Here is a 23,729-nt window from a genome sequence, read left to right as displayed (position 1 = left end):
CCACTTGGTGGCCCGGGGCTTAAAGCTCGTTGCTGCTTTGCTAAGCGCATCGGGGGGAACTGCGCGCTGCGGCTCGGGGGCGGGAGATGCGTACTCGCTGTACGCGCCGCCAAGCTCAGGCTGTCAGCAGGGGTGGGTTGTCAGGCGGAGGCCTGACGGGCCCGGTTGCGGGCGGCGCGGCGCTTCATGGCACGGCGCTCGTCCTCGCTGAGACCACCCCAGACGCCGGAGTCCTGGCCGGACTCGAGCGCCCACTGCAGACACTGCTCCATTACCGGGCAGCGACGGCAGACGGCCTTGGCTTCCTCGATCTGCAGCAGCGCAGGACCGGTGTTGCCGATGGGGAAGAAGAGCTCGGGGTCTTCCTCGCGGCAAACGGCGTTGTGACGCCAGTCCATGGCTGCTACCTCTCCTTGGTATTACGTGCAGGGCTTGCTTGTGAATGTGAACGCTTTCACGAATCCCTCAACAAGTGAAGGGCCGACAGCCAGGTTCCCTGGCGTGGGTCCTGTGTTTTGAAGGGGGATTCTGGTGACCAGTGGAGGCCGGTGTTGCGGGCCGTCTCGATCGCCACGTAGAGACTCGCAAACCTCAGCGGCGGATACAACCCCTTCTGGAAAGTTTTTTTTGATTCTTCGGTGTCGACTAGGTCACAGCCGTACTTCCATGGGGTGGATCCTGGCCTAAACGTTCGAGTGAAAGGACTTTAGCCAGTTCTGCTCACACAATCACACGCAGTGCACGGCGTACGCCTGTGAACGTCACGCTCGTTCGCAGGCCCAGGTGGTCACCGTCCATCTGGAGGGGGAGCGGCACCTTGGAATGCAAGGTGAACTCGGTCAAATCGTGCAGGGAAGTGGCGTGTTTGCCATGGGGTCCACGCTCGGGGGACGAAGTGAGCAACTGGGTCCCATACCGGGCAACAGCGGCGGTGGACAGACGGCTGAGACCGAAGAGATCGAGGCCGGTATCGAACGAGGCCTTAGGCGCCGCGTAGATCGGGCGATTCCCCAGAAACGTCCAGGGCGAGGTGTTCGAGACTATGGACAGCACCAGATCGGTGACCGGATCCTCGCCGGCCCGCTCCAGCGTGATCATGCCGTGCCGGCGGTTGGTTTCACCGAGGAGCTGACGCACGACCTGGCGTACGTAGAGAGCGTGTGTGGATTTCCGGCCGCGCTCGCGGTGCTGTTCCACCCGGCCGACCACACCGGCGTCGAAGCCGAGCCCCGCGTTGAAGGTGAACCAGCGGGACGGCACCGTCTCGTCCTCCGTGCCGGGCGTGCCCGAGGCCAGGCCCAGGCCGACGGTGCGTTCGCTGCCGTCGCGCAGGGCGTCCAGCAGCGCGCCGGTGGCCTCGACGGCGTCATTGGGCAGGCCGAGGGCGCGGGCGAAGACGTTGGTGGAGCCGCCCGGGACCACGGCCAGGCCGGGGAGGTGCCCCGGGGCGGGGCCGGCGTGCAGGAGGCCGTTGACCACTTCGTTGACCGTGCCGTCGCCGCCGAGGGCAACCACCAGGTCGATGTCCTCGCTGTCCGCCGCCTGCCGGCCCAGGTCGCGCGCGTGGCCGCGGTACTCGGTGGTGACCGCCTCCAGCTTCATCTCGCTGGCGAGCGCGTGGATCAGTACGTCGCGCGTGCGCGCGCTGGTGGTGGTTGCCGCCGGATTGACCACGAGAAGTGCACGCATGACTGGCAGCGTACCTACTGGGGGGTACCGGGCCCAGACCGAGGTAGGGATCAGGTAAGAGACCAGGTGTGAACCTCGCCCCTCGCGGGGCGAACGACGAGGGCTACTCTTCAGGGGTGAGCAGTGAGCAGACCCCCACCCCGGAAGCCACCGGCCCCCGCCCGCGACGTCTGACGTACGCCGCAATGCTGGCCGCTCTGGAGGGGCTCGCGCTGGTCGTCGGCGGCGTCTGGATACTGGTTCTCGGCCTCACGGGCGAGCCGGACGACCGGCAGCAGGCCGTGACCGGGGGTATCACGCTGGTCGTGCTCGCGCTGCTGCCGCTGCTCGCCGCACGCGGGCTGCTCGGCCGTCGGAGCTGGAGCCGCGGCCCTGCCGTCATCACCCAGCTCATGGCGCTGCCGGTGGCCTACAACCTGCTTCAGGCCGACAGCATGGCCATTCCGGCCGGGATCGCCCTCGCGGTCGTGGCCGTAGCGGCGCTCGTCCTGCTGGTGAACCCCGAGACGACCCGGGCCCTCGGGATTCGCGGGCCCGGCAGTCCCGGCAACGTGGAGAAGTAGCCGTCACTCCTCGACGAGGAGCTTCTCCCGTAGCTGCGCGAGTGTGCGCGCCAGCAGCCGGGAGACGTGCATCTGTGAGATGCCGACCTCCTGCGCGATCTGCGACTGGGTCATGTTGCCGAAGAACCGCAGCAGCAGGATCCGCTTCTCCCGCGGCGGGAGGTCCTCCAGCAGCGGCTTGAGGGACTCCCGGTACTCCACGCCCTCCAGCGCCTCGTCCTCGGCGCCGAGGGTGTCCGCGACCGCCGGGGACTCGTCGTCGGTGTCGGGGACGTCCAGGGACAGCGTGGAGTACGCGTTGGCGGACTCCAGGCCCTCCAGGACCTCCTCCTCCGAGATCGCCAGCTTCTCGGCGAGCTCGTGGACCGTGGGGGAGCGGCCGTGCAGCTGCGAGAGCTCGGCCGTGGCCGTGGTCAGCGCCAGGCGCAGCTCCTGCAGCCGGCGCGGGACGCGCACTGCCCAGCCCTTGTCGCGGAAGTGCCGCTTGATCTCGCCGACGACCGTCGGGGTCGCGTACGTGGAGAACTCCACGCCGCGATCCGGGTCGAAGCGGTCGACCGACTTGATCAGTCCGATCGTGGCGACCTGGGTGAGGTCGTCCAGCGGCTCGCCGCGGTTGCGGAAGCGGCGCGCGAGATGCTCGACGAGCGGCAGATGCATGCGGACCAGCTGGTTGCGCAGTTCCGCGTACTCCGGACTGCCGTCCCCCAGGGTGCGCAGTTTGAGGAACATGTCGCGCGCCCCGCTGCGGTCCGGAGAGCCGTGGTGCGCACCCTGTGTGTGGTGCGCGCGCGGCGCTTGATGCTCGGAGTCTCGCTCGTGCTCGCTCATCGTCCCGCCCGTCGCCCTTCCCCGAGCCCTCGCCTCCTCCGCCACTCTCGACTTCGCGTGAGTGGGAGGACCCCCTGGGACAGGGGATGCGGTGATCCCCCCGCCCGGAGGCGCGCTCCGCACGGCACCGTCTTGGTCCAGCCGCCCGCCGCCCGGGAGGACGGCCCCCGCGGAGTCGTCCTCAGGGTGCGGGCGGGCCTGCTCGGGGATGCCGTCGATGCCGTCCGCCATGCGCCGGGCCACGCTCGGACCGCTCGTGCCCGTGCCCTCGGCCGGCAGCTCTTGTGTGCTGCGCTCTTCGTCCCGCACCGGCCCGTCCTCGCTCCTCACGCCGGCCCGGGTCCCGCGCCGCGCTGTTTGTAGAGGCTGATCGAAACGGTTTTGTCCTTGTCCACGGCAGAGGAGACCTTGCCCGCGAGGGCGGACAGGACCGTCCAGGCGAAGGTGTCCCGCGAGGGGGCATGGCCGTCCGTGGTCGGCGCCGAGACAGTGACCTCGAGTGAGTCGTCGACGAGGCGGAATACACAGCTGAGCACCGAGCCGGGCACGGCCTGCTGAAGCAGGATCGCGCAGGCCTCGTCCACCGCGATGCGCAGGTCCTCGATCTCGTCGAGGGTGAAGTCCAAACGGGCCGCGAGACCGGCCGTGGCCGTACGCAGCACCGACAGGTAGGCACCCGCGGCCGGCAGCCGGACTTCCACGAAGTCCTGGGTCGCGGGCTCGCCTGCGATCTGGGACACCCTCACCTCCATGGTGGTACAAGCGTTTCAGGGCCGAGGGTCGCCCCCCGGGGTAACGCGATACGTGGTTCAGCGGTGACGCTATCGCGCTCTCGACGGTCCTGTCCCCGGGACCCCAACCCCTTGTCGTCACTCACAGTAAACCTGTGGATACGCTCCGTGTCTAGGGGTTGGGCGGGCCCAAATGGGAAGAGCGCGCGCCGGGTTGACGTACCCAGACGTCAGACGGTCGAACCGTCCGCCGCCGGGGTCTTGCCGAGTCACACCAGGACATGGTCTACGAAGCACCATCGCCAGGTCTCCCCGGGCTCGTGCGTCCGCATCACGGGATGACCGGACTCCTTGTGGTGCCCCGCCGCGTGCCGCCCCGGCGAGGAGTCGCAGCAGCCGACGTGACCGCAGCTGAGGCACAGCCGTAGTTGTACCGGATCCATGCCCTCGGCCAGGCACTCCGGACACGTCTCGCTGAGCGGGCCGGGTTCGGGGTGCGGCAGCGCGTCGGCGTGCGTGCACTGTTTCATGATTGCCAGGTTACGACGGTCGGGCGGAAGACCGCGCGAAAAAATGAGGGCGGGCGAGAACGATGGACGTGATGCCACTGCTGTTGCTGGTGGCGGGCAGTGCCGCGATCGCCGCGGCCGCGCGGCGCACCCCGGTGCCGGCGCCGCTGCTGCTGGTGGCGATCGGGCTGGCGGTCAGCTACGTCCCCGGAGTGCCCGACTACACGCTCGACCCGCACATCGTCCTGCCGCTCATCCTGCCCCCGCTGCTGCACACGGCCGCCACCGACAGCTCCTACCTCGACCTGCGGGCCCAGCTCAGGCCGGTCGCGATGCTGTCCGTCGGGTACGTGCTGTTCGCGACCTTCGTCGTCGGCTGGGCCCTGTACCTGATCGTGCCCGACCTGCCGCTGACCGCGGCCCTGGTCTTCGGCGCCGTCGTCGCGCCGCCGGACGCCGTGGCGGCGACGGCGGTGGCGCGCCGGGTCGGGCTGCCGTCCCGGATCACCACGATCCTCCAGGGCGAGTCCCTGCTGAACGACGCCACGGCGATCACCGCCTACCGGGTGGCCCTCGCGGCCGCCGTCGGAGAGAGCGCCACCTGGGCCGGGGGCATCGGCGAGTTCCTGCTCGCGGCGGTCGGCGGTGTCGTGGTCGGGCTGGTGCTGATGGCGCCGATCCACTGGCTGCGCACGCACGTGAAGGAGGCGCTGCTGCAGAACACGCTCTCCCTGCTGATCCCGTTCGTCGCCTACGCCGTCGCCGAGCAGGTGCACGCCTCCGGTGTCCTCGCGGTCGTGGTCGTCGCGCTCTACCTGGGACACCGCGCGTGGGAGGTCGACTTCGCCACGCGTCTCCAGGAGGAGGCGGTGTGGAAGATGGTGGCCTTCGTCCTGGAGTCGGCCGTGTTCGCGCTGATCGGACTGCAACTGCCGGTGGTCCTGAGGGGCCTCGGACAGTACGAGGGCGCCGAAGCCGCCTGGTACGCGCTCGCCGTCTTCCTGGTGGTCGTCGCGGCCCGGTTCGTCTGGGTGTATCCAGCGACCTTCCTGCCCCGGCTGCTGTCGGCACGGATCAGGGAGCGGGAGGAGAACCCGACCTGGAAGGGGCCGTTCATCATCGCGTGGGCCGGTATGCGGGGCGTGGTCTCGCTGGCCATCGCCTTCTCCATCCCCCTGACCATGCACGACGGCCAGGAACCCTTCCCGCACCGCAACCTGATCCTCTTCCTGACCTTCACGACGGTCATCGGCACCCTGGTCGTGCAGGGCCTGACCCTGCCTCCGCTGATCCGTCTGCTGAAGGTCCCCGGGCGGGACACCCAGGCCGAGACGCTTGCCGAGGCCAACGCCCAGGCGCAGGCCTCCCGGGCCGCCGAGCGCCGCCTGGACGAACTCCTCACCGACGAGCGCAACGCCCTGCCCGCCCCGCTCGCCGACCGGCTGCGCATCGTCCTGGAGCGCCGCCGCAACGCCGTCTGGGAGCGGCTCGGGCAGGCCAACCCGGTGACCGGGGAGTCCGTCGACGACACCTACCGGCGGCTGTCGCGGGAGATGATCAGCGCCGAGCGCGAGGTGTTCGTCAGGCTCCGGGACGCCCGGTACATCGACGACGAGATGCTGCGCACCCTGCTGCGCAGGCTGGACCTGGAGGAGGCGGCGGCCTTCCGGGAGGCGGCGTAGCGGCGGGAGGGCACGGAGGCGCTGCCGGGCATCAGGAGACGCTGCCGGCTGTCCGGAGACCCTGCAGCCGTCCGGAGACCCTGCCGGGGGTCACGGGAAGCGAGCCCGACCAGCCGGGAAGGGGCGGCCGGTGATGACGGCCGCCACCGTCGTCCCGCGCGGGAAGGCGCCTTCGTCGGCCAGGGTGACGAGGCCGTACAGCAGCTTGGCCACATACAGACGTTCGACGGGCAGGCCGTGACGGCGTTCGAAGTCCGCGGCGAAGGCGTCGAGCTCGTCGGGCACGCGCGCGTAGCCGCCGAAATGGAAGCGGTCGTCGAGGCTCCAGGTGCCGCGCGGGCCGCCGAAGGCCTGCCGCTGCAAGGCCTCGGTCTCGGCGGTCAGGAAGCCGCCCTTGAGGACCGGCACACCCACGGCGCGCTGCCCGGGAGCGAGACCGGCGGCCAGTCCCGCCAGTGTGCCGCCGGTGCCGCAGGCCACGGCCACGACATCGGCCCGGTCGCGCAACTCGGCGCCGAGGGCCCGGCAGCCGCGTACGGCCTCGGCGTTGCTGCCGCCCTCGGGGACGACGTACGCCTCCTCGGCGTCAGCCGCGCGCAGGATCCCAGCCAGGGCCCGCGGCTCCGACTTGCGGCGGTACGTCGCCCTGTCGGCGAAGTACAGCCGCATGCCGTCGGCCGCACACCGAGCGAGGGAGGGGTTGAGGGGGCGACCGGCCAGCTCGTCGCCGCGTACGACACCGACCGTGGGGATGCCGAGCAGCCGGCCGGCCGCGGCCGTGGCGCGCAGGTGGTTGGAGTAGGCACCGCCGAAGGTGACGACGGGACGGCCGTCCGCCGCCGCGAGATTCGGCGCCAGCTTGCGCCACTTGTTGCCGATCAGCTCCGGGTGGATCAGGTCGTCCCGCTTCAGCAGCAGCCGGACCCCCCGGCGCTCGAACCGGCCGTCGACGACTTCCCGCACCGGCGAGGGCAGCCGGGGGCGCAGGGCCGCGAGGCGGGGCGCGTCGGGGGAGTCGGGGCTGGTCACCCGGTAATTGTCGCCCGGGTGGGAGAGACCTGGCCTTCGGCCCGATCAGACGTCGGCCCGGAGCGCCCGGCCCGGCGGCGGTCACGCACGAACTCGATGAGGGACGGTCCGCCCCGCAGGCACCAGAGCGCGATCACCGGGTCGCAGATCGCGCAGCCCAGGGACGAGGTGTGGAGGAACGGGATGATCGGGTTGCCCTTGATGTGGTGGACGATGTCCCACGCCGTGTGCAGCAGCCAGCCGATGCCGATCCACGTCCACGACTCCAGACCGCGGAAGGCGACGTAGGTGACCAGCGCGGTGAAGGGGAACTCCCAGCCGCCCATGCCGCCGCCGCTGAGATACGCGGCACCGGCACCGGCGACCGTCACCGCGTTCAGGCGCCGCCGGTGCGGTTCGCGGACCAGGGACATCAACAGGGCGTAGAGGATGCCGATGCCGATCGGCGCGACGTACTGCATCGATGAAGCCGTTTCTGGAGCCGGGGAGGGAACGGCTCATCACGCTAGATCGGGCCCCGCCCGCTCCCCAGTGGCGTGAGCGACAGGTTTCCACGGGTTGTCGCCAGCCCGGAAAAAGCCTCCCTCTGCCCAGTGATACGAAGATCCATTCCCGCTCTTTCGGGTAATAGCACCGCGACGCTGTGTGAGGAAGGCTTGCCCCTGGACATCGATGCCCGAGGCGTATGGGCGTTGGGCATAACCGGGAGGGCAGTTCTCTATGTCGGTAGGCGAAGAGGTCCGCACGGAGGAGACCAAGCCGCAGCAGAGTCTCGGCACGGCGGCCGCGCGGAACCTGGCCACCACGACCAAGTCCGTGCCGCAGATGCAGGAGATCAGCTCCCGCTGGCTGCTGCGGACGCTGCCCTGGGTGGACATCCAGGGTGGTACGTACCGGGTGAACCGGCGGCTGACCTTCGCCGTCGGCGACGGCCGGATGACGTTCGTGAAGACCGGCGACCGCGTCGAGATCATCCCCGCGGAGCTGGGCGAACTGCCGGCGCTGCGGTCGTACGAGGACGAGGAGGTGCTCTCCGAGATCGCCCGCCGCTGCGAGCAGCGGGAGATCCGGGCGGGCGAGGTGATCGCCTCGTTCGGCGGCCAGTCCGACGAGGTGTACCTGCTGGCGCACGGCAGGGTGGAGAAGATCGGCACGGGCCCGTACGGGGACGACGAGTCCCTCGGCGTCCTCGCCGACGGCGCCTACTTCGGCGACGAGGCCCTGCTGGACGAGGACGCGATCTGGGAGTACACGGCCCGCGCGCTCACCGCGTGCACCGTGCTGGTGCTGCCCCGCCAGGCGTTCGAGCAGATCGCGGAGCGCTCGGACTCGCTGCGCGAACACCTGCAGCAGTGCCGCGCGATCCCGGAGCAGCGCTCCAACAAGTACGGCGAGAAGGAGATCGACCTCTCCTCCGGCCACTCCGGCGAGCCGGACATCCCGCACACCTTCGTCGACTACGAGGCCAGGCCCCGTGAGTACGAACTGAGCGTCGCCCAGACCGTGCTGCGCATGCACACGCGCGTGGCCGATCTCTACAACCAGCCCATGAACCAGACCGAGCAGCAGATCCGGCTGACGGTCGAGGCGCTGAAGGAGCGCCAGGAGCACGAGCTCGTCAACAACCGCGACTTCGGGCTCCTGCACAACTGCGAGTACGAGCAGCGGATCCAGCCGCACGACGGTGTGCCCGGCCCGGACGACCTGGACGAACTGCTCAGCAGGCGCCGCGGTACCAAACTGCTCCTCGCCCACCCGCGTGCCATCGCCGCGTTCGGCCGTGAGCTCAACAAGCGCGGGCTGGTGCCCGAGACCATCGACGTCGGCGGCAACCGCATCCCCACCTGGCGCGGTGTGCCGATCTACCCGTGCAACAAGATCCCGGTGACCGAGGCCCGTACGACGTCGATCATCGCCATGCGTACCGGCGAGGCCGACCAGGGTGTCATCGGCCTGCGGGCCTCCGGCATCCCGGACGAGATCGAGCCGAGCCTGTCGGTGCGCTTCATGGGCATCAACGAACAGGCCATCATCAAGTACCTGGTCACGGCCTACTACTCGGCCGCGGTCCTGGTACCGGACGCGCTCGGAGTCCTGGAGAACGTCGAGATCGGCCGCTGGCGGTGACGCTCCCGGTATGCCGGCCGTGTCCCCGCCCACTCGGGCGGGTACACCCTCGGGGTACGCGCCCAGCGGCAGCGGAAGCGCCACCGTCCGCTCACACTCCGAGGCGGTCCCATGGGTGAGTCCCTTACGGAGTTCAGGACGGAGACGCCGCTGCCCGCCCCTGGTGAGCAGAGATCCGCCCCTGATGAGCAGCGGTCCGCCCTTGGTGAGCAGCGAGGTGCCGAGCCCCGGCGTGCGCCCGGGGTGCCGGAAAGGCGGGGGTCCATCGGGACGCAGCGGGACGGCCGGCCCGCACCGGCCGAGGGGCACGAGGCGGTCCTGCTCCTGGACCGGGCCCGGTCGGAGGTCGACCCGGTGCTGCGGGCCGCGCTCGACTCGCTGCCCGGGCCGATGCGCCGGATCGCGCTCTACCACTTCGGCTGGGAGCGGGCGGACGGCACCCCGGCCGAGGGCGGCTCGGGCAAGGCGATCCGCCCCGGGCTCGTCCTCGCCGCGGCGGCCGCCCTCGGGGGGCCCGAGGCACGGGCGGGGGCGGTCCGGGCGGCCGCCGCGGTGGAGCTGGTGCACAACTTCACCTTGCTGCACGACGATGTGATGGACCGGGACACCACCCGTCGGCACCGGCCCACCGCGTGGACCGTGTTCGGAGACGCCGACGCGATCCTCGGCGGCGACGCGCTGCAGGCGCTGGCCCTGCGACTGCTCGCGACGGATCCGCACCCGGCTGCACAGGCCGCCGCGGCCCGGCTCGCGGACTGCGTGGTCGAACTGTGCGCGGGCCAGCACGCGGACACGGCCATGGAGCGATGCGCCCCCGGCGAGGTCACCCTCGAGGAGGTGCTCGCCATGGCGGAGGCCAAGACGGGCGCACTGCTGGGGAGCGCCTGCGCGATCGGGGGCCTGTACGCGGGGGCCGGGGACGGGGACGTGGCGGCGCTGGACGCGTTCGGCCGGGAGGCCGGGCTCGCCTTCCAGCTCATCGACGACGTCATCGGCATATGGGGCGACCCGCACCGCACCGGCAAGCCCGTCGGCGCGGACCTGGCCGCCCGCAAGAAGTCCCTGCCGGTCGTAGCGGCCTTCACGTCCGGGACGCCGGCGGCCGCCGAGCTCGCCGAACTGTACGCACGACCCTGCGAGAAGGAGGACCTGGACCACATCGCGCTGACCGTGGAGCGCGCGGGCGGCCGTGACTGGGCGCAGGGCCAGGCGGCCGACCGGATGGCGCGGGCGATGCAGCAACTGGCGCGCGCGGTGCCCGATCCGGAGGCGGCGGGCGGTCTGCTGGCCCTCGCCGAGTTCGTGACACGGCGCAGCAGTTGACAATCGGCAGCCAGTTGATGGCCGGCAGCGGTCGGCCATCGACAAGGGCCGGCGGCCGTCGGCAGAGGCTGACGGTCGGTGGCGGTCGACGGCCGGCAGCACAGCACGATCCTTCGGGCGACCGAAGGCAGGACCCCGGAGCGTCGGGGCCGTGCGGCTCCTGACCCCGCACGGCCTCCGGACTCCGGTCGGCGGGTCCCGCACTGCCCCACGGTGTGCGGGGCCCGCCCCCTTCACGCATCGCGCGATCGAGTTTGGACAGACGTTCGACTGAATTCCGCCAAGCTCCCGCCCCGCTCGCCCCGGACGGCCCTCAACCCCCCTACGATCAACGCCCGTCGGGACGAGCTAAGGGGCGGGACATGGGCGTGGCGATCCGTACGGCGGGCGAGGCGGACCGGGAGTCGGTCGTCCGGCTGCTGGACGAGGCGTTCCAGGACGACCCCGTGAGCGGCTGGGTCTTCCCCGGCACGGAGGACCGCCGCGAACATCACCCCGGACTCATGGCCGCTTTCACCGACATCGTGCTCGCGGCCGGGCGTATCGACGTCACCGAGGACGGCTCGGCCTGTGCGCTGTGGCTGTCCATACCGGCCGACGACCACGACGGTGACCCCGGGGACGACGACGGTCCGGCCCAGGTGCGGGCGGCCGTCGACCCGGACAACGAACGCATCGAGCTGATCGGCCGGCTGACGGCCACCATCCACCCCTCGGGGCGGGCCCATGAGTACCTGTGGATGATCGGCGTCGCCCCCGGCCGCCAGGGCGAGGGGCTCGGCACCGCGCTGATCGAGTCGGTCCTCGACCGTTGCGACCGCGAGGGGCTGTCCGCCTATCTGGAGGCGAGCAACGCCCGTAGCCGCAAGCTGTACGAGCGCCTCGGCTTCGAGGTCGCCGGTCCGGTCCTCGACCTCCCGGACGGCCCGGCCATGTGGCCGATGTGGCGCGAGCCACGCCCGCGCACGGGCTCCTAGATCCCGCCCTCCTGGCCCTGACCCTGGCCCTGAGCCTGCTCCGGGCCCTGGGCCTGGTCCTCCTCCGGCAGCACCGTCGCCACGATCCGCTCCACCAGTCCGTCCGGCACGCCCACCCCGGGCAGTACGCCCTCCAGGACGCCCGGCAGGGTCAGATGCTCCAGGAGCAGCCCGAGCATGGCCAGATACAGCACGGCGACGGACTCGTCGCCGCCGGGCAGTCCGGCGGTCCGGTGGAACTCCATCGCCTCTTCCAGATCGCCGCGCACCGACTCGGTGTAGGAGGCGAGCAGTTCGGGGCGCCGGGTGGCCTCCAGCCGTAGCTCCATGAGGGCCAGATAGCCCGTGCGGTCGCGGGTCGCGCGGGCCATCAGGTCGTGCATGAAGGCCGTGACCAGTGAGCGGTCCTTCGGGCGGGTCATCAGCTCGGCGACCACCGCAGGATCCGGCGCGAGCCGTATGTGCAGCCGGGTGTCGATCTGGCGCAGCAGGTCGGCGCGTCCGGTGAAGTAGTTGGAGGCGGTGCCCACGGGCACACCGGCCTCCGCGTCCACCGCGCGGAACGTCAGTCCGCGTGCCCCCTCCCGTGCGAGCACCTCGACACCGGCGTCGACGAGCGCGGCCCGGCGCTCGGGATTGCTGGCCATGCGGAGTCCCTTCTCCTACTTTCAACGGCTCGCGGATATCCGCTTGCAACCACTACAGAAGGAGTACTACAACTGAAGTCGTTGCATCGGCAGCCTACGAAAAGAGGCCGGCTTGCGAAAGCTCACGTACTTCATCGCTTGTTCCATCGACGGCTTCATCGGCGACCCGGGCGGCGACGCGGCGTCGATGTACCCCTTCGTCGACGAGGAGTTCTTCGCCTTCCTGAAGGCGGAGTATCCGGAGACCGTGGCGACCCAAGGCCGCCGGGCCCTCGGCATGGACGACCTGCCGAACCAGCGGTTCGACACCGTCGTCCAGGGCCGCGGCAGCTACGACATCGCCCTCAAGGAGGGCAACACGAGCCCCTATGCCCACCTGCGCGAGTACGTCGCCTCCGGCTCGCTGAAGGAGTCGCCCGACCCGAACGTCGAGATCATCGCGGACGACCTGGTCGGCAAGGTCCGCGAACTGAAGGCCGAGGACGGCGAGTTCGGCATCTACCTGTGCGGCGGCGCGAAAGTCGCGGGCGAACTGCTCGACGAGATCGACGAGCTCGTCATCAAGACCTATCCGCTGGTGTACGGCTCGGGCATGCCCATGTTCGGGGCCGGGTTCGCGATCTCGGAGTTCACCCTGGAGTCCGTGCGCACGTTCGGCAACGGCGTGCTGGTGCGCTCGTACAGCAGGAAGCGCTGAGCCTGCGACCGTCCTACTCTGAGGACATGGGCAGAGACGAACACGTCTGTCCGTCCTGCGGACAGCCAGTGGAAACAGTCGTCCGGCGCCACAAGACGCTGGGCACGTGGGTCCCCCTGTGGGTGGCGGGCCCCTGCCACAACCCCGAGTGCGGGGCCTACGACGCGGAGGGCGCCGAGAGTGCCCCCACCGTCGAGGACGCGCGGCCTGCCGAGGAAACCCGGCCCGACGCGGAGCCCCGGCCGGCCGAAGGCACCACCACACCCCCGACGACCCCGGCCGAAACGGCCCCCGGAGAAACCGTCTCGGAAAATTCCTGAGCTCGTGTCGAGAATCCCGGCCCGGCTCCGACGTCCCCTGTGAGAGCCGCCCGGAAGGGTGGTGAGAGCCGAAGGAGCGGACTGATGAAGTACCTGGTCATGGTGCAGGGCACACAGGCGGACTACGAGGCCATGCGCGGCAAGGCGTCAGCGGACTCGCCCGCCTGGAACGAGGACGAGCTGCAAGCCATGTTCGCCTACATGGGAGCCATCAACGACGATCTCTCCGAGACCGGGGAGTTCGTCGACGGGCAGGGCCTGGCCGAGCCGGCGCAGACCCGGCATGTCACCCTCGGTGACGACGGCAAGGCGGTGATCACCGACGGCCCGTACAGCGAGACCAAGGAGCTGCTGGCCGGCTACTGGGTCCTGGAGTGCGAGAGCCTGGAGCGGGTCACGGAGATCGCCGACCGCATCTCCCGCTGCCCCCAGCCGGCCGGTGCCCCCGACTACCCGGTCGTGATCCGCCCGATCATGGACGGCAGCGGGGACATCTGACGAGCCGGCCCGTGCGAGGCCGACGGACCCGCCGGTGAGGAACACACCCGAGGTCGAGGACCTGCTGCGCCGGAACGCGCCGCAGGTCCTCGGCGCGCTGGTCAGACGGTACGGGCACTTCGACGCAGCCGAGGACGCCGTACAGGAGGCGCTGCTCGCGGCGGCCGGGCAGTGGCCCTCGGCGGGCGTGCCCGGCAATCCGCGCGGCTGGCTGATCAAGGTGGCCTCGCGGCGGCTGACCGACGCCCTGCGCAGCGAGGAGGCCCGGCGGCAGCGCGAGGAGCGGGCGGCTGCGCTCGCGCCCCGCGACGCCTTCACCGCCCCGCCGCCGGGGGAACGGGCTCCCCGCGAGGACGACACCCTCTCGCTGCTCTTCCTGTGCTGCCATCCGGACCTCACCCCGCCCGCCCAGATCGCGCTCACGCTGCGTGCCGTCGGCGGCCTGACCACGGCGGAGATCGCCCGCGCGTATCTGGTCCCGGAGGCGACGATGGCGCAGCGCATCAGCCGGGCCAAGCAGAAGGTGCGGGGCGTGCGCTTCGGCCGCCCGGACCGCTGGGAGCAGCGGCTGCCGTCCGTTCTGCAGACCCTCTACCTGATCTTCAACGAGGGCTACACCGCCACCTCCGGCACCGCCCTGCAGCGCCCCGACCTGGCGGGCGAGGCCGTACGGCTGACCCGTACGGTCCACCGGCTGCTCCCCGACGACGGCGAAGTGGCCGGGCTGCTCGCGCTGATGCTGCTCACCGACGCCCGCCGTGATGCGCGCAGCGGACCGCGCGGAGAGCTGATCCCGCTCGACGAGCAGGACCGCGACCGCTGGGACAGGGCCGCCATCGAGGAGGGCGTCGCGCTGGTGACCCGGGCCCTGTCCCGGGGCAGGCCCGGGCCGTACCCATTGCGGGCCGCGATCGCCGCCGTACACGACGAGGCGCCTTCGCCCGAGGCGACGGACTGGGCCGAGATCCTGGGCCTGTACGACGTCCTCGTCGGTCTCGTCCCCGGGCCGGTCGAACGCCTCAACCGCGCGGTCGCCGTCGCCATGGTCCACGGCCCGCGCGCCGGCCTGAGCGAACTGGACGCCCTGTCAGGCACGTTGAAAGGCCACCGCCTGGACGCCGTACGAGGTCACCTGCTGGAGCGCGCGGGCGAGCCCGAAGCCGCCCGGGCCGCCTACGAGTCGGCGGCCGCCCAGACCCTCAGCCTGCCCGAGCAGCGCTATCTCCAGGCGCGGGCCGCGCGGTTGAGGGACTAGTACGCCCAGCGGACCCTCATGGGCGCGACCCGTGGCGGGGCCGGTCACGGCCACCTGCGTGAACCTTGACCAGCCTTTGCCTCGCCGTTCCCCGCGTATTGGTCTGCGCTTGTTTGCATTCAGGAATGGACCACATCACGTTCCTCGTGGCGGTCGTCATCGTCACGGCGCTCGCCTTCGACTTCACCAACGGATTCCACGACACGGCGAACGCGATGGCCACGTCCATCGCCACCGGCGCGCTGGCTCCCCGTACGGCGGTCCTGATCAGCGGTGTCCTCAACGTCGTCGGTGCCTTTCTCTCCACCGAGGTGGCCAAGACCATCTCGGGCGGCATCGTGGACGACACCCTCGTCAGCCCGGGAATGATCTTCGCTGGGCTGGTCGGGGCGATCCTGTGGAATTTGCTGACCTGGCTCGTCGGACTGCCCTCGAGCTCCTCGCACGCCCTGTTCGGCGGGCTGATCGGGGCCGTGTGGGTCGGGGCGGGCAGCCAGGGCGTCAACTTCGACAAGGTCGTCGAGAAGGTGCTCGTCCCGGCGGTGGCCTCGCCGCTCGTGGCCGGTGTCGCCGCGCTGATCGCCACCTACCTCGCCTACCGGCTCACCGACCGCGCCCGCAAGGACTCCGTCACCAAGGGCTTCCGGATCGGCCAGATCGCCTCCGCCTCGCTGGTCTCCCTCGCACACGGCACGAACGACGCGCAGAAGACCATGGGCGTCATCACCCTCACCCTGATCTCGGCCGGTGCGCTCGGCCACGACGCCGGCCCGCCCCTGTGGGTCATCGCCTCCGCGGGCCTGGCCATCGGCCTCGGCACCTACCTCGGCGGCTGGCGGATCATCCGCACGATGGGCAAGGGCCTGACCGAGATCCAGTCGCCGCAGGGCTTCGCCGCCGAGACCGCATCCACCACCGTCATCCTCACCTCCGCCCACCTCGGCTTCGCCCTGTCCACCACCCAGGTCGCCTCGGGCAGCATCCTCGGCGCGGGGCTCGGCCGCAGGCTCGCGGAGGTCCGCTGGGGCGTCGCGGGCCGGATGGTGATCGCCTGGATGGTCACCCTGCCCGCCGCCGCGCTGGTCGGCGGCCTGGCCGCGAGCGTCGTCCAGAACGGTGGCGACCTCGGTACGGCGGTCGTCGCGCTGGTCGGCGCGGCCCTGGCCGCGGGCATCGTGGCCGTCTCGCGCCGCAACCCGGTGCACGCGCACAACGTCAACGACGCGCACGAGGTCAGCATCCGCACCGAGCCGCCCGCCAAGGTCGGCACGGCAGCCTGAACGACGGGGAGTCGACATGCATCTGGACTGGACCGCACTCGGCCAGGTCGCCGCGGTGAGCGTCGGCGTCACCGTCGCCGTGGTCGTCGTGTTCGCCTTCGGCGTCCTCGGCCTCGCCCGGCTGAAGGGCGCCCGCGAACAGCCGGGCGGCGCCTCCGCCCTCGGCCTCACCCAGGCCGCCCTGTGCTTCCTCGCCTGCGCGGCCGTGGTGGCGTACGGGATCTACCTGATCGTGCCTCAATTCCACTGACCGCCGGCCACGACCGACCACCGCGTACGACGAAGGGGCCCGACCGGTACTCCCGGCCGGGCCCCTTCGGGTGGCCCATCGACTTCAGGCCTTCTTGGTCTCCCAGAAGATCTTGTCGATCTGGGCGATGTAGTCCAGAGCCTTCTGACCGGTCGCCGGGTCGGTCGAGCCCTTGGCGGCCGAGAGGGCCTTGAGGGCGTCGTTGACCAGCTGGTGCAGCTCCGGGTACTTCTCGAAGTGCGGCGGCTTGAAGTAGTCGCTCCAGAGCACCGAGACGTGGTGCTTCGCGAGCTCGGCGCGCTGCTCCTTGATGACGGTGGCGCGCGCCTGGAAGTGCGGGTCGTCGTTGCCGGCCATCTTCTCCTGGACAGCCTTGACCGACTCCGCCTCGATGCGGGCCTGGGCAGGGTCGTACACACCGCAGGGCAGGTCGCAGTGCGCACTGACCTTGACCTTGGGGGCAAACAGGCGGGAAAGCATGGAGCATTCCTTCCTCGTGATCGTCTTCTCACAGGGGACATTACTCCGTGGGGGACGGGTTTTCGCGGGTGCCCCCATGGGCTTAGGACAAAAGTCCGGGGTGAGACTGAGACTGGTGGAGGAAGAACCGGGGAGGTGCCGGGTGATGCCGGAGCTGTCGCAGGAGTCCGAGCGGGGGAGGTCGGCCGCGCCCTTCGGCGTCGCCGAGGTGACCGGGCCGTCCATGGTGCCCACGCTGTACCACGGGGACCGGCTCCTGGTGCACTACGGGACCCGGGTCAAGCCCGGTGACGTCGTCGTACTGAGGCATCCCTTCCAGCAGGACCTGCTCGTCGTGAAGCGGGTCGCCCAGCGGCGCGAGAGCGGCTGGTGGGTGCTCGGGGACAACGCGTACGCCGGTGGTGACAGCACCGACTACGGCGTTGTACCGGACGACCTGGTGCTGGGGCGGGTCCGGTTCCGTTACCGGCCGCGCGGGGCCGGACGTTCGCCGTGGGCGCTGCTCGGCTGGGTGCTGTCGGCCGCCAGGCCCGTGTTCTCGGGCAGGTCGGGCAGGGCGGCTTCGCGGCGTTTGCGGGCGCGGTAGGCCGCCACGTTGGCGCGGGTCGCACAGCGGTCGGAGCAGTAGCGCCGGGAGCGGTTCGTGGAGGTGTCCAGGTAGGCGTTGCGGCAGGGCGCGGCCTCGCACAGGCCGAGCCGGTCCACGCCGTACTCGGTCAGGTGGAACGCCAGGCCCATCGCCGCGATCGCCGCGTAGCCCGCGGTGGCGTTGGACGGGTGGTCCGCCAGGTGCATGTGCCACAGGGGGCGGCCGTCGTCGTCGCGGAAGTCGTGCCCGGAGATCTGCGGGCTCACCGGGAACTCCAGCAGCAGTGAGTTCAGCAGATCGACGGCCAGGGTCTCGTCGCCCGTGTCGGCCGCCTCGAAGACCGCGCGCAGCCGGGCCCGGATCGAGCGGAACCGCGTCACGTCCGAGTCGGTGGCGCGGCGGGCCGCCGACTGGCTGGCGCCGAACAGGTCGCGGACGGCCTCGACCGACGTCAGCGTGTCCTTGCCCCGGACCGGTTCCTCGGTGTTGACGAGGCGCACGGCATAGTCCGAGTAATAGGCCAGTTCCACTTGTAGTCCTTACGGAGGAGCTTTATTGTCGTGAGCGCGCACTTGTAACAGCTGATGGTGCTTCCAGGGTATTACGAGGGAGGGGCTCGATGACGGACTCCGACACCACTACGGCCACCACCGACTGGCGCGCCTGGCAGGAGAGCTGGGACCGGCAGCAGGAGTGGTACCTGCCCGACCGCGAGCAGCGGTTCGGGATCATGCTTGACATGGTCGAGGCCCTGGTGGGCACCGCCCCGCGCGTGCTCGACCTCGCCTGCGGCACGGGCAGCATCACCGCCCGGCTGCTCGCCCGGTTCCCCGAGGCCACCAGCACCGGCGTCGACCTCGACCCGGCGCTCCTCGCCATCGCCGAGGGCACCTTCGCGGGCGACGACCGGGTCGGCCTCGTCACCGCCGACCTCAAGGACCCCGACTGGCCGGCGAAGCTGCCGTACGACTCGTACGACGCCGTCCTGACCGCGACGGCCCTGCACTGGCTGCACCGGGAACCCCTCGCGGACCTCTACGGCCAGGTCGCGGGACTCGTCCGCGACGGCGGTGTCTTCATGAACGCGGATCACATGATCGACGAGTCGACGCCCCGGATCAACGCAGCAGAGCAGGCACAGCGGCACGCCCGTATGGATCAGGCCAAGCGGGACGGCATCCTCGACTGGTCCGAATGGTGGCAGCTCGCCGCCAAGGACCCGGTCCTCGCGGGGCCCACGGCCCGGCGCTACGAGATCTACGGCGAACACGCCGACGGCGACATGCCCTCGGGGGCCTGGCACGCGCGCGTGCTGCGCGAGAAGGGATTCGGGGAGGCCAGGTCGGTGTGGTGCTCGCCCTCGGACACCCTGTTGCTCGCCCTGAAGTAACCGGGCGCAGACGAGCGAAGGGGGCGGTACGGAGATCCGTACCGCCCCCTCGGTGTTCGTACCGTCAGAGCACCTTGGACAGGAACGACTTCGTCCGCTCGTGCTGCGGGTTCGTCAGCACCTCGCGCGGGTGACCGGATTCGACCACCACTCCGCCGTCCATGAAGACCAGGCTGTCGCCCACCTCGCGGGCGAAGCCCATCTCGTGGGTGACGACGATCATCGTCATGCCCGACTCGGCGAGGTCGCGCATGACGTCCAGGACGTCACCGACCAGCTCCGGGTCGAGCGCCGAGGTCGGCTCGTCGAACAGCATCAGCTTCGGGTCCATGGCGAGGGCCCGTGCGATGGCGACGCGCTGCTGCTGGCCGCCGGAGAGCTGCGAGGGGTAGCTGCCCGCCTTGTCGGCCAGCCCCACCCGGTCCAGGAGCTCCTGGGCGCGCTTGCGGGCCTGGCTCCTGCTCACACCCCTGACCTGGACCGGTGCCTCCATGACGTTCTCGACGGCCGTCATGTGCGGGAACAGGTTGAAGCGCTGGAAGACCATGCCGATGTCCCGGCGCTTGACCGCGACCTCGCTGTCCTTCAGCTCGAAGAGCTTGTCGCCCTTCTGGCGGTAGCCGACCAGCTCGCCGTCCACGTACAGGCGGCCGGCGTTGATCTTCTCGAGGTGGTTGATGCACCTGAGGAAGGTCGACTTGCCGGAGCCGGAGGGGCCGATGAGGCAGAACACCTCGCCGGACTTCACCTCCAGGTCGATGCCCTTGAGGACCTCTACGGGGCCGAAGGACTTGTGGACGCCCTCGGCCTTGACCATGGCGGTCATGCGGTGCCTCCCGTCGGCTTGGAGCGGCTGGAGAGGGACAGCACGTTCGCCTTGATCTTCTGGAACGGGGTGGCCGGGAGGGACCGGCTCGAACCACGCGCGTAGTACCGCTCCAGGTAGTACTGGCCCACGCTGAAGACCGAGGTCAGCAGCAGGTACCAGGCCGCCGCCAGGAACAGCATCTCGGCGGGGGCACCGGAGGTCTGGCCGATGTCCTGAGCGGCGCGGAGCAGCTCGGGATACTGGACGACCGAGACCAGCGAGGTCGTCTTCAGCATGTTGATGACCTCGTTGCCCGTCGGCGGCACGATCACGCGCATCGCCTGCGGGATGACGATCCGGCGCAGCGTCTTCGCGTGGCTCATGCCCAGCGCGTGCGACGCCTCCGTCTGGCCCTCGTCGACCGAGAGCAGACCGGCACGGCAGATCTCCGCCATGTAGGCGGCCTCGTTGAGGCCGAGGCCCAGCAGCGCCGTCAGGAACGGGGTCATGAAGTCCGACCACTCGTCCTTGTAGAACGGCCCGAGGTTGATGTACTCGAAGACCAGGCCCAGGTTGAACCAGACGATCAGCTGCACCAGGACCGGGGTGCCGCGGAAGAACCAGATGTAGAACCACGCGATCGACGAGGTCACCGGGTTCTTCGACAGGCGCATCACGGCCAGCAGGACGCCGCCGACGATGCCGATCGCCATGGACAGGACGGTCAGCAGGAGCGTTTTGCCTACGCCGTCCAGGATGCGGTCGTCGAAGAAGTAGTCCGGGATCGCACCCCAGTTGATCTTGCCCTGGGAGAACGCGTAGACGATGCCGCCCAGCAGGGCGAGAGCGACGACGGCGGAGACGTACCGCCCGTAGTGCCGGACCGGGATGGCCTTGATGGCCTCCGGTCCGGCCGGGGGCGTGTCGGCCGGCGTCTTGTCGATGTCAACAGTCACGGGTGTTGCCTTTCAGTGCCGCTAGGGCGCGGTCACTTGCCGCCGTTGATGGTGGCTTCCTGCACGGAGCCGTCCGTGACGCCCCACTTCTTCATGATCTTCTCGTACTCACCGTTCTTGATGATCGCCTCCAGAGCGGCCTTGAGGGCGTCACGGAGCTGCGTCTGGTTCTTGGCGACCGCGATGCCGTACGGAGCGGCCTCGACCTGCTCGCCGACCAGCTCGAAGTCCTTGCCGCCGCCGGAGGTCTTCACCGCGTACGCGGCGACCGGGAAGTCGGACGAGCCGGCGGCCGCGCCGCCCGCGCGCAGACGCGTCTGGGCCTGCTGGTCGTTGTCGAAGGCCTCGATCGCGATCTTCTTGCCGGCCGGGCACTTCTTCGACTCGGCCTTGGCGAGGTCCTCGGAGACCGTGCCGCGCTGGAGCACGATCTTCTTGCCGCACAGGTCGGACCAGGTCTTGATGCCCTGGTCGTCGCCCTTCTTGGTGTAGATCGAGACACCGGCGGTGAAGTAGTCCACGAAGTCGACGCCCTCACCGACCTTCTTGCCGGTGTCGGAGTCGATGCCCTCCTGGCGGTCCTTGGTGTCGGTCATCGCGGACATGGCGATGTCGTACCGCTTGGAGCGCAGACCCGTGATCAGCGTGTCGAAGGTGCCGTTCTCGAACTGGAAGTCGACCCCGAGCTGCTTGCCCATGGCCGCGGCGACGTCCGGGTCCATGCCGACCGTCTGGCCCGAGCCGTCCTTGAACTCGACAGGGGCGTACGCGATGTCGGAACCGACCTTGATGACGCCCTTGTCGCGGATGGACTGCGGCAGCTTGCCGGCGAGCGGGGCGCTAGCCGCCGTGTCGCTCTCGGAGCCGTTGTCCTTGGTCTGGTCACCGCATCCGGTGAGCATCAGCGCGCCTGCGACCGCGATCGCACCGACCGCTGCTAGCCGGGAGTGCGCGGCGGTCGTACGACGGGTGGAGCTTGCGGTCATGGTGGGTTCCTCCGGCGGATGGGTGGAGTTGCCGATGGGGCGGGGTGCCGCCGAGGGTTTCGGCAGGCGGGGCGCCGCCGATGGATTCGGCGGAGCCGTGGACTGCCGACGGTGCCGGCAGATCCGAGGGTCGACGAGAGCACACGTCTTCGAGTGTCGCGACCTCGTGTGATTACGGCATCTTGCCATTCGGACTGCGGCATTCTGGGCGCCATCCATGTCAAAATCGGATAACGGGCGACCCCCGAACCGCACCACTCCGGTACATCACGGCCGGACCTTCTGTTGGAATCTTTCCTTCCGGCCGGAAGATCTTCGGCGAATCCCGGGATTTCGGTACGGGGGCCGTGGGCTTCGCCGACGCTTGAGCGGTTGCCGCTGGTTTGTCCAGACCTTGTCCTGGTTTTGGTCGAAGAGTCGGGGCACCCGCATGTGACCTTCGCGTTATGGACTCGTCGTCGGTGCCGTCCGTCCGGTAAGAAGGGTGTTTACACCCCTCATCCGGGGCTCAGGGCGCGTGTGCGGCGCGCCCGTCGCGTATGCGCCCGTACGTAACACGTACACAGCACGACCATGGCCCTACGCGGTGCCCGCCCACCCCTCACCAGGAGTGGCCACCCTCAGACCAATGAAGATTTAAGGGGTAAAACGAAGTGGCAGCGGAGATCGTCAATCCTCGCAGCGGAAGCACGACGGACCATACGGGTCACGAGGGCGGTGCGGAGCCCCTCGACTCCTTCGACCCGGCGTTCGCATTGCATCGCGGCGGCAAAATGGCCGTGCAGGCCACGGTGCCGGTCCGTGACAAGGACGACCTGTCCCTGGCGTACACGCCCGGCGTCGCGAAGGTGTGCAGCGCGATCGCGGAGCAGCCGGACCTCGTCCACGATTACACGTGGAAGTCGTCGGTCGTCGCCGTCGTGACGGACGGTACGGCCGTGCTGGGACTCGGTGACATCGGGCCCGAGGCCTCCCTCCCGGTGATGGAGGGCAAGGCGATTCTGTTCAAGCAGTTCGGGGGCGTGGACGCGGTTCCGATCGCGCTGAACTGCACGGACGTCGACGAGATCGTCGAGACCGTGGTGCGGCTCGCGCCGTCGTTCGGTGGGGTCAATCTGGAGGACATCTCGGCGCCCCGGTGCTTCGAGATCGAGCGGAAGCTGCAGGAGCGGCTGGACATTCCGGTCTTCCATGACGACCAGCACGGTACGGCGGTGGTGACGCTGGCGGCCCTGCGGAACGCTGCGCGGCTGAGCAAGAGGTCGTTGGGGGAGCTGCGGGCTGTCATCTCCGGGGCGGGGGCGGCGGGTGTCGCCATCGCGCGGATGCTGGTCGAGGCCGGGATCGGGGATGTCGCGGTGGCCGACCGCAAGGGTGTCGTGTCGGCGGACCGGGACGACCTCACGGCGGTGAAGCAGGAGCTGGCCGGGTTCACGAACAAGGCGGGGATCAGCGGGTCGCTGGAGGCTGCGCTGGACGGGGCCGATGTGTTCATCGGGGTGTCCGGTGGGACGGTGTCGGAGGCCGCGGTTTCCTCTATGGCCGAGGGTGCGTTTGTGTTCGCCATGGCGAACCCGAACCCTGAGGTGCACCCGGAGGTCGCGCACAAGTACGCGTCCGTGGTTGCTACCGGGCGGTCGGACTTCCCGAACCAGATCAACAACGTGCTGGCGTTTCCGGGGATCTTCGCGGGGGCGCTGCAGGTGCGGGCCTCTCGGATCACCGAGGGGATGAAGCTGGCGGCGGCCGAGGCGCTGGCGTCGGTGGTCGGGGACGACCTCGCTGCCGATTACGTCATCCCGTCGCCGTTCGACGAGCGGGTCGCGCCGGCCGTGACGGCGGCTGTGGCTGCGGCTGCGCGGGCTGAGGGTGTGGCTCGGCGGTGACGCTGCCGTGATGTGGCCCCGTCCTGGTGTGGGCGGGGTCATTTCTTTTGCTGGGGGCGGGTGCGGGTGCGGCTGTTTGGGTGGCGGGGGTGCCTGCGGCGGCCTGTGGGGCTTTGGTGGGGGTGTGCGTCGCGCCTGCGTCGTGGGTGTGGGTCGGGGCCGTGTCGGGGGGTGTCCGTCCTCGGAACGGCGCGATGGGGTCGGATACCAATTGACTGTTCGTTGA

General features: G+C 70.0%; 26 protein-coding genes and 1 pseudogene. 14 read left to right on the top strand and 13 right to left on the bottom strand.

The window, feature by feature from the left end; all coding sequences use genetic code 11:
* Positions 1 to 140 precede the first annotated feature (140 nt).
* Together ACFTZL_RS15700 and ACFTZL_RS15695 are read right to left on the bottom strand one after the other, a co-directional pair.
* Positions 141 to 398, bottom strand: a complete 258-nt coding sequence (locus ACFTZL_RS15700; protein ID WP_016639615.1) for a WhiB family transcriptional regulator — start codon at positions 396 to 398, stop codon at positions 141 to 143.
* Positions 399 to 720: 322 nt separating this feature from the next.
* A complete protein-coding gene (locus tag ACFTZL_RS15695) occupies positions 721 to 1,689 on the bottom strand; it encodes a diacylglycerol/lipid kinase family protein (protein ID WP_382582036.1) in 969 nt (322 codons plus the stop codon).
* A gap of 116 nt (positions 1,690 to 1,805) precedes the next feature.
* Here ACFTZL_RS15695 and ACFTZL_RS15690 point away from each other — a divergent pair, with 116 nt between their 5' ends.
* Entirely contained in the window at positions 1,806 to 2,252 is a 447-nt protein-coding gene (locus ACFTZL_RS15690) for a hypothetical protein (protein ID WP_382582033.1), read from the top strand.
* A 3-nt stretch (positions 2,253 to 2,255) separates the two neighbouring features.
* Here ACFTZL_RS15690 and ACFTZL_RS15685 read toward each other — a convergent pair whose 3' ends face one another.
* The 3 genes from ACFTZL_RS15685 to ACFTZL_RS15675 all read right to left on the bottom strand — a co-directional run bounded on the left by ACFTZL_RS15685 (position 2,256) and on the right by ACFTZL_RS15675 (position 4,344).
* Positions 2,256 to 3,392: an RNA polymerase sigma factor SigF gene (locus tag ACFTZL_RS15685; protein ID WP_382582031.1), complete on the bottom strand. Its 1,137-nt coding sequence runs from the start codon at positions 3,390 to 3,392 to the stop codon at positions 2,256 to 2,258.
* 17 nt (positions 3,393 to 3,409) lie between these two features.
* Positions 3,410 to 3,823 carry a hypothetical protein gene (locus ACFTZL_RS15680; RefSeq protein WP_003992877.1) on the bottom strand — a complete coding sequence of 138 codons (414 nt, stop codon included), beginning with the start codon at positions 3,821 to 3,823 and terminating at the stop codon, positions 3,410 to 3,412.
* Positions 3,824 to 4,083: 260 nt separating this feature from the next.
* Complete coding sequence (locus ACFTZL_RS15675; RefSeq protein WP_107455506.1) at positions 4,084 to 4,344, bottom strand: UBP-type zinc finger domain-containing protein; 261 nt, start codon at positions 4,342 to 4,344, stop codon at positions 4,084 to 4,086.
* 62 nt (positions 4,345 to 4,406) lie between these two features.
* Between ACFTZL_RS15675 and ACFTZL_RS15670 the strand changes: the two genes are divergently transcribed.
* Positions 4,407 to 6,005 carry a Na+/H+ antiporter gene (locus ACFTZL_RS15670; protein ID WP_382582028.1) on the top strand — a complete coding sequence of 533 codons (1,599 nt, stop codon included), beginning with the start codon at positions 4,407 to 4,409 and terminating at the stop codon, positions 6,003 to 6,005.
* A gap of 90 nt (positions 6,006 to 6,095) precedes the next feature.
* Here the strand turns inward: ACFTZL_RS15670 and ACFTZL_RS15665 are convergent, their stop codons facing one another.
* Complete coding sequence (locus tag ACFTZL_RS15665; protein ID WP_382582025.1) at positions 6,096 to 7,034, bottom strand: 1-aminocyclopropane-1-carboxylate deaminase/D-cysteine desulfhydrase; 939 nt, start codon at positions 7,032 to 7,034, stop codon at positions 6,096 to 6,098.
* Positions 7,031 to 7,495: a DUF6010 family protein gene (locus ACFTZL_RS15660; protein WP_382582022.1), complete on the bottom strand. Its 465-nt coding sequence runs from the start codon at positions 7,493 to 7,495 to the stop codon at positions 7,031 to 7,033. The genes ACFTZL_RS15665 and ACFTZL_RS15660 overlap by 4 nt, the downstream gene beginning before the upstream one ends.
* 259 nt (positions 7,496 to 7,754) lie before the next feature.
* On the opposite strand from ACFTZL_RS15660, the gene ACFTZL_RS15655 reads away from it, so the two are divergent.
* From ACFTZL_RS15655 to ACFTZL_RS15645, 3 genes are all read left to right on the top strand, one after another.
* Complete coding sequence (locus ACFTZL_RS15655) at positions 7,755 to 9,161, top strand: family 2B encapsulin nanocompartment shell protein (RefSeq protein WP_382582019.1); 1,407 nt, start codon at positions 7,755 to 7,757, stop codon at positions 9,159 to 9,161.
* Between the two features lie 111 nt (positions 9,162 to 9,272).
* Positions 9,273 to 10,484, top strand: a complete 1,212-nt coding sequence (locus ACFTZL_RS15650) for a family 2 encapsulin nanocompartment cargo protein polyprenyl transferase (RefSeq protein WP_382582016.1) — start codon at positions 9,273 to 9,275, stop codon at positions 10,482 to 10,484.
* Positions 10,485 to 10,846: 362 nt separating this feature from the next.
* Positions 10,847 to 11,461, top strand: coding sequence for a GNAT family N-acetyltransferase (locus ACFTZL_RS15645; protein WP_382582013.1), 615 nt, complete (start codon positions 10,847 to 10,849; stop codon positions 11,459 to 11,461).
* Here ACFTZL_RS15645 and ACFTZL_RS15640 read toward each other — a convergent pair.
* Positions 11,458 to 12,108, bottom strand: a complete 651-nt coding sequence (locus ACFTZL_RS15640; RefSeq protein WP_382582010.1) for a TetR/AcrR family transcriptional regulator — start codon at positions 12,106 to 12,108, stop codon at positions 11,458 to 11,460. The two genes, ACFTZL_RS15645 and ACFTZL_RS15640, sit on opposite strands and share 4 nt — an antisense overlap.
* Before the next feature lie 112 nt (positions 12,109 to 12,220).
* Between ACFTZL_RS15640 and ACFTZL_RS15635 the strand changes: the two genes are divergently transcribed.
* From ACFTZL_RS15635 to ACFTZL_RS15610, 6 genes are all read left to right on the top strand, one after another.
* Positions 12,221 to 12,805, top strand: a complete 585-nt coding sequence (locus ACFTZL_RS15635) for a dihydrofolate reductase family protein (RefSeq protein WP_382582007.1) — start codon at positions 12,221 to 12,223, stop codon at positions 12,803 to 12,805.
* Between the two features lie 68 nt (positions 12,806 to 12,873).
* Positions 12,874 to 13,125, top strand: a complete 252-nt coding sequence (locus tag ACFTZL_RS15630; protein ID WP_382582004.1) for a hypothetical protein — start codon at positions 12,874 to 12,876, stop codon at positions 13,123 to 13,125.
* 84 nt (positions 13,126 to 13,209) lie between these two features.
* The gene (locus tag ACFTZL_RS15625) at positions 13,210 to 13,623 is read left to right on the top strand and encodes a YciI family protein (RefSeq protein WP_376385860.1); all 414 of its coding nucleotides are present in this window, start codon (positions 13,210 to 13,212) and stop codon (positions 13,621 to 13,623) included.
* Between the two features lie 34 nt (positions 13,624 to 13,657).
* Positions 13,658 to 14,878, top strand: coding sequence for an RNA polymerase sigma factor (locus ACFTZL_RS15620; RefSeq protein WP_382582001.1), 1,221 nt, complete (start codon positions 13,658 to 13,660; stop codon positions 14,876 to 14,878).
* A 125-nt stretch (positions 14,879 to 15,003) separates the two neighbouring features.
* The gene (locus ACFTZL_RS15615; RefSeq protein ID WP_382581999.1) at positions 15,004 to 16,158 is read left to right on the top strand and encodes an anion permease; all 1,155 of its coding nucleotides are present in this window, start codon (positions 15,004 to 15,006) and stop codon (positions 16,156 to 16,158) included.
* Positions 16,159 to 16,174: 16 nt separating this feature from the next.
* Positions 16,175 to 16,408: a hypothetical protein gene (locus ACFTZL_RS15610; RefSeq protein ID WP_382581996.1), complete on the top strand. Its 234-nt coding sequence runs from the start codon at positions 16,175 to 16,177 to the stop codon at positions 16,406 to 16,408.
* An 84-nt stretch (positions 16,409 to 16,492) separates the two neighbouring features.
* Here the strand turns inward: ACFTZL_RS15610 and sodN are convergent, their stop codons facing one another.
* Positions 16,493 to 16,888 (bottom strand): superoxide dismutase, Ni, encoded by a 396-nt coding sequence (gene sodN, locus ACFTZL_RS15605; protein ID WP_030928916.1) that lies wholly within the window; start codon positions 16,886 to 16,888, stop codon positions 16,493 to 16,495.
* Between sodN and sodX the strand changes: the two are divergent.
* Positions 16,800 to 17,285 (top strand): annotated as a pseudogene (sodX, locus tag ACFTZL_RS15600) (nickel-type superoxide dismutase maturation protease); the annotation flags it as partial. The gene sodN and the pseudogene sodX overlap by 89 nt on opposite strands.
* Positions 17,286 to 17,350: 65 nt before the next feature.
* On the opposite strand, the gene ACFTZL_RS15595 reads toward sodX, so the two are convergent.
* Complete coding sequence (locus tag ACFTZL_RS15595; RefSeq protein ID WP_382581993.1) at positions 17,351 to 18,007, bottom strand: CGNR zinc finger domain-containing protein; 657 nt, start codon at positions 18,005 to 18,007, stop codon at positions 17,351 to 17,353.
* A gap of 89 nt (positions 18,008 to 18,096) precedes the next feature.
* Here ACFTZL_RS15595 and ACFTZL_RS15590 point away from each other — a divergent pair, with 89 nt between their 5' ends.
* The gene (locus ACFTZL_RS15590) at positions 18,097 to 18,867 is read left to right on the top strand and encodes a class I SAM-dependent methyltransferase (protein ID WP_382581990.1); all 771 of its coding nucleotides are present in this window, start codon (positions 18,097 to 18,099) and stop codon (positions 18,865 to 18,867) included.
* A 64-nt stretch (positions 18,868 to 18,931) separates the two neighbouring features.
* Here the strand turns inward: ACFTZL_RS15590 and ACFTZL_RS15585 are convergent, their stop codons facing one another.
* From ACFTZL_RS15585 to ACFTZL_RS15575, 3 genes are read right to left on the bottom strand one after another with little or no spacing between them, the layout of a single operon-like run.
* Positions 18,932 to 19,693, bottom strand: a complete 762-nt coding sequence (locus tag ACFTZL_RS15585; RefSeq protein ID WP_382581988.1) for an amino acid ABC transporter ATP-binding protein — start codon at positions 19,691 to 19,693, stop codon at positions 18,932 to 18,934.
* Positions 19,690 to 20,631 (bottom strand): amino acid ABC transporter permease, encoded by a 942-nt coding sequence (locus ACFTZL_RS15580; RefSeq protein ID WP_382581985.1) that lies wholly within the window; start codon positions 20,629 to 20,631, stop codon positions 19,690 to 19,692. The genes ACFTZL_RS15585 and ACFTZL_RS15580 overlap by 4 nt, the downstream gene beginning before the upstream one ends.
* 32 nt (positions 20,632 to 20,663) lie before the next feature.
* Positions 20,664 to 21,617: an ABC transporter substrate-binding protein gene (locus ACFTZL_RS15575; protein ID WP_382581982.1), complete on the bottom strand. Its 954-nt coding sequence runs from the start codon at positions 21,615 to 21,617 to the stop codon at positions 20,664 to 20,666.
* 653 nt (positions 21,618 to 22,270) lie between these two features.
* On the opposite strand from ACFTZL_RS15575, the gene ACFTZL_RS15570 reads away from it, so the two are divergent.
* The gene (locus ACFTZL_RS15570; protein WP_382581979.1) at positions 22,271 to 23,503 is read left to right on the top strand and encodes an NADP-dependent malic enzyme; all 1,233 of its coding nucleotides are present in this window, start codon (positions 22,271 to 22,273) and stop codon (positions 23,501 to 23,503) included.
* The last annotated feature ends 226 nt before the right edge of the window (positions 23,504 to 23,729 follow it).

This window comes from Streptomyces sp. NPDC056948, assembly GCF_042674225.1.
GTDB lineage: Bacteria > Actinomycetota > Actinomycetes > Streptomycetales > Streptomycetaceae > Streptomyces > Streptomyces purpurascens.
Note: the sequence above shows the minus strand (reverse complement) of the source record. Positions and strands in the feature narration are given on the sequence as shown.

Coding starts and splice junctions, on each gene's coding strand:
- ACFTZL_RS15660 (WP_382582022.1), bottom strand. CDS start 7,495: ATGCAGTACGTCGCGCCGATCGGCATCGGCATCCTCTACGCCCTGTTG.
- ACFTZL_RS15695 (WP_382582036.1), bottom strand. CDS start 1,689: ATGCGTGCACTTCTCGTGGTCAATCCGGCGGCAACCACCACCAGCGCG.
- ACFTZL_RS15700 (WP_016639615.1), bottom strand. CDS start 398: ATGGACTGGCGTCACAACGCCGTTTGCCGCGAGGAAGACCCCGAGCTC.
- ACFTZL_RS15675 (WP_107455506.1), bottom strand. CDS start 4,344: ATGAAACAGTGCACGCACGCCGACGCGCTGCCGCACCCCGAACCCGGC.
- ACFTZL_RS15670 (WP_382582028.1), top strand. CDS start 4,407: ATGGACGTGATGCCACTGCTGTTGCTGGTGGCGGGCAGTGCCGCGATC.
- ACFTZL_RS15615 (WP_382581999.1), top strand. CDS start 15,004: ATGGACCACATCACGTTCCTCGTGGCGGTCGTCATCGTCACGGCGCTC.
- ACFTZL_RS15625 (WP_376385860.1), top strand. CDS start 13,210: ATGAAGTACCTGGTCATGGTGCAGGGCACACAGGCGGACTACGAGGCC.
- sodN (WP_030928916.1), bottom strand. CDS start 16,888: ATGCTTTCCCGCCTGTTTGCCCCCAAGGTCAAGGTCAGTGCGCACTGC.
- ACFTZL_RS15585 (WP_382581988.1), bottom strand. CDS start 19,693: ATGACCGCCATGGTCAAGGCCGAGGGCGTCCACAAGTCCTTCGGCCCC.
- ACFTZL_RS15640 (WP_382582010.1), bottom strand. CDS start 12,108: ATGGCCAGCAATCCCGAGCGCCGGGCCGCGCTCGTCGACGCCGGTGTC.
- ACFTZL_RS15610 (WP_382581996.1), top strand. CDS start 16,175: ATGCATCTGGACTGGACCGCACTCGGCCAGGTCGCCGCGGTGAGCGTC.
- ACFTZL_RS15650 (WP_382582016.1), top strand. CDS start 9,273: ATGGGTGAGTCCCTTACGGAGTTCAGGACGGAGACGCCGCTGCCCGCC.
- ACFTZL_RS15655 (WP_382582019.1), top strand. CDS start 7,755: ATGTCGGTAGGCGAAGAGGTCCGCACGGAGGAGACCAAGCCGCAGCAG.
- ACFTZL_RS15590 (WP_382581990.1), top strand. CDS start 18,097: ATGACGGACTCCGACACCACTACGGCCACCACCGACTGGCGCGCCTGG.
- ACFTZL_RS15575 (WP_382581982.1), bottom strand. CDS start 21,617: ATGACCGCAAGCTCCACCCGTCGTACGACCGCCGCGCACTCCCGGCTA.
- ACFTZL_RS15645 (WP_382582013.1), top strand. CDS start 10,847: ATGGGCGTGGCGATCCGTACGGCGGGCGAGGCGGACCGGGAGTCGGTC.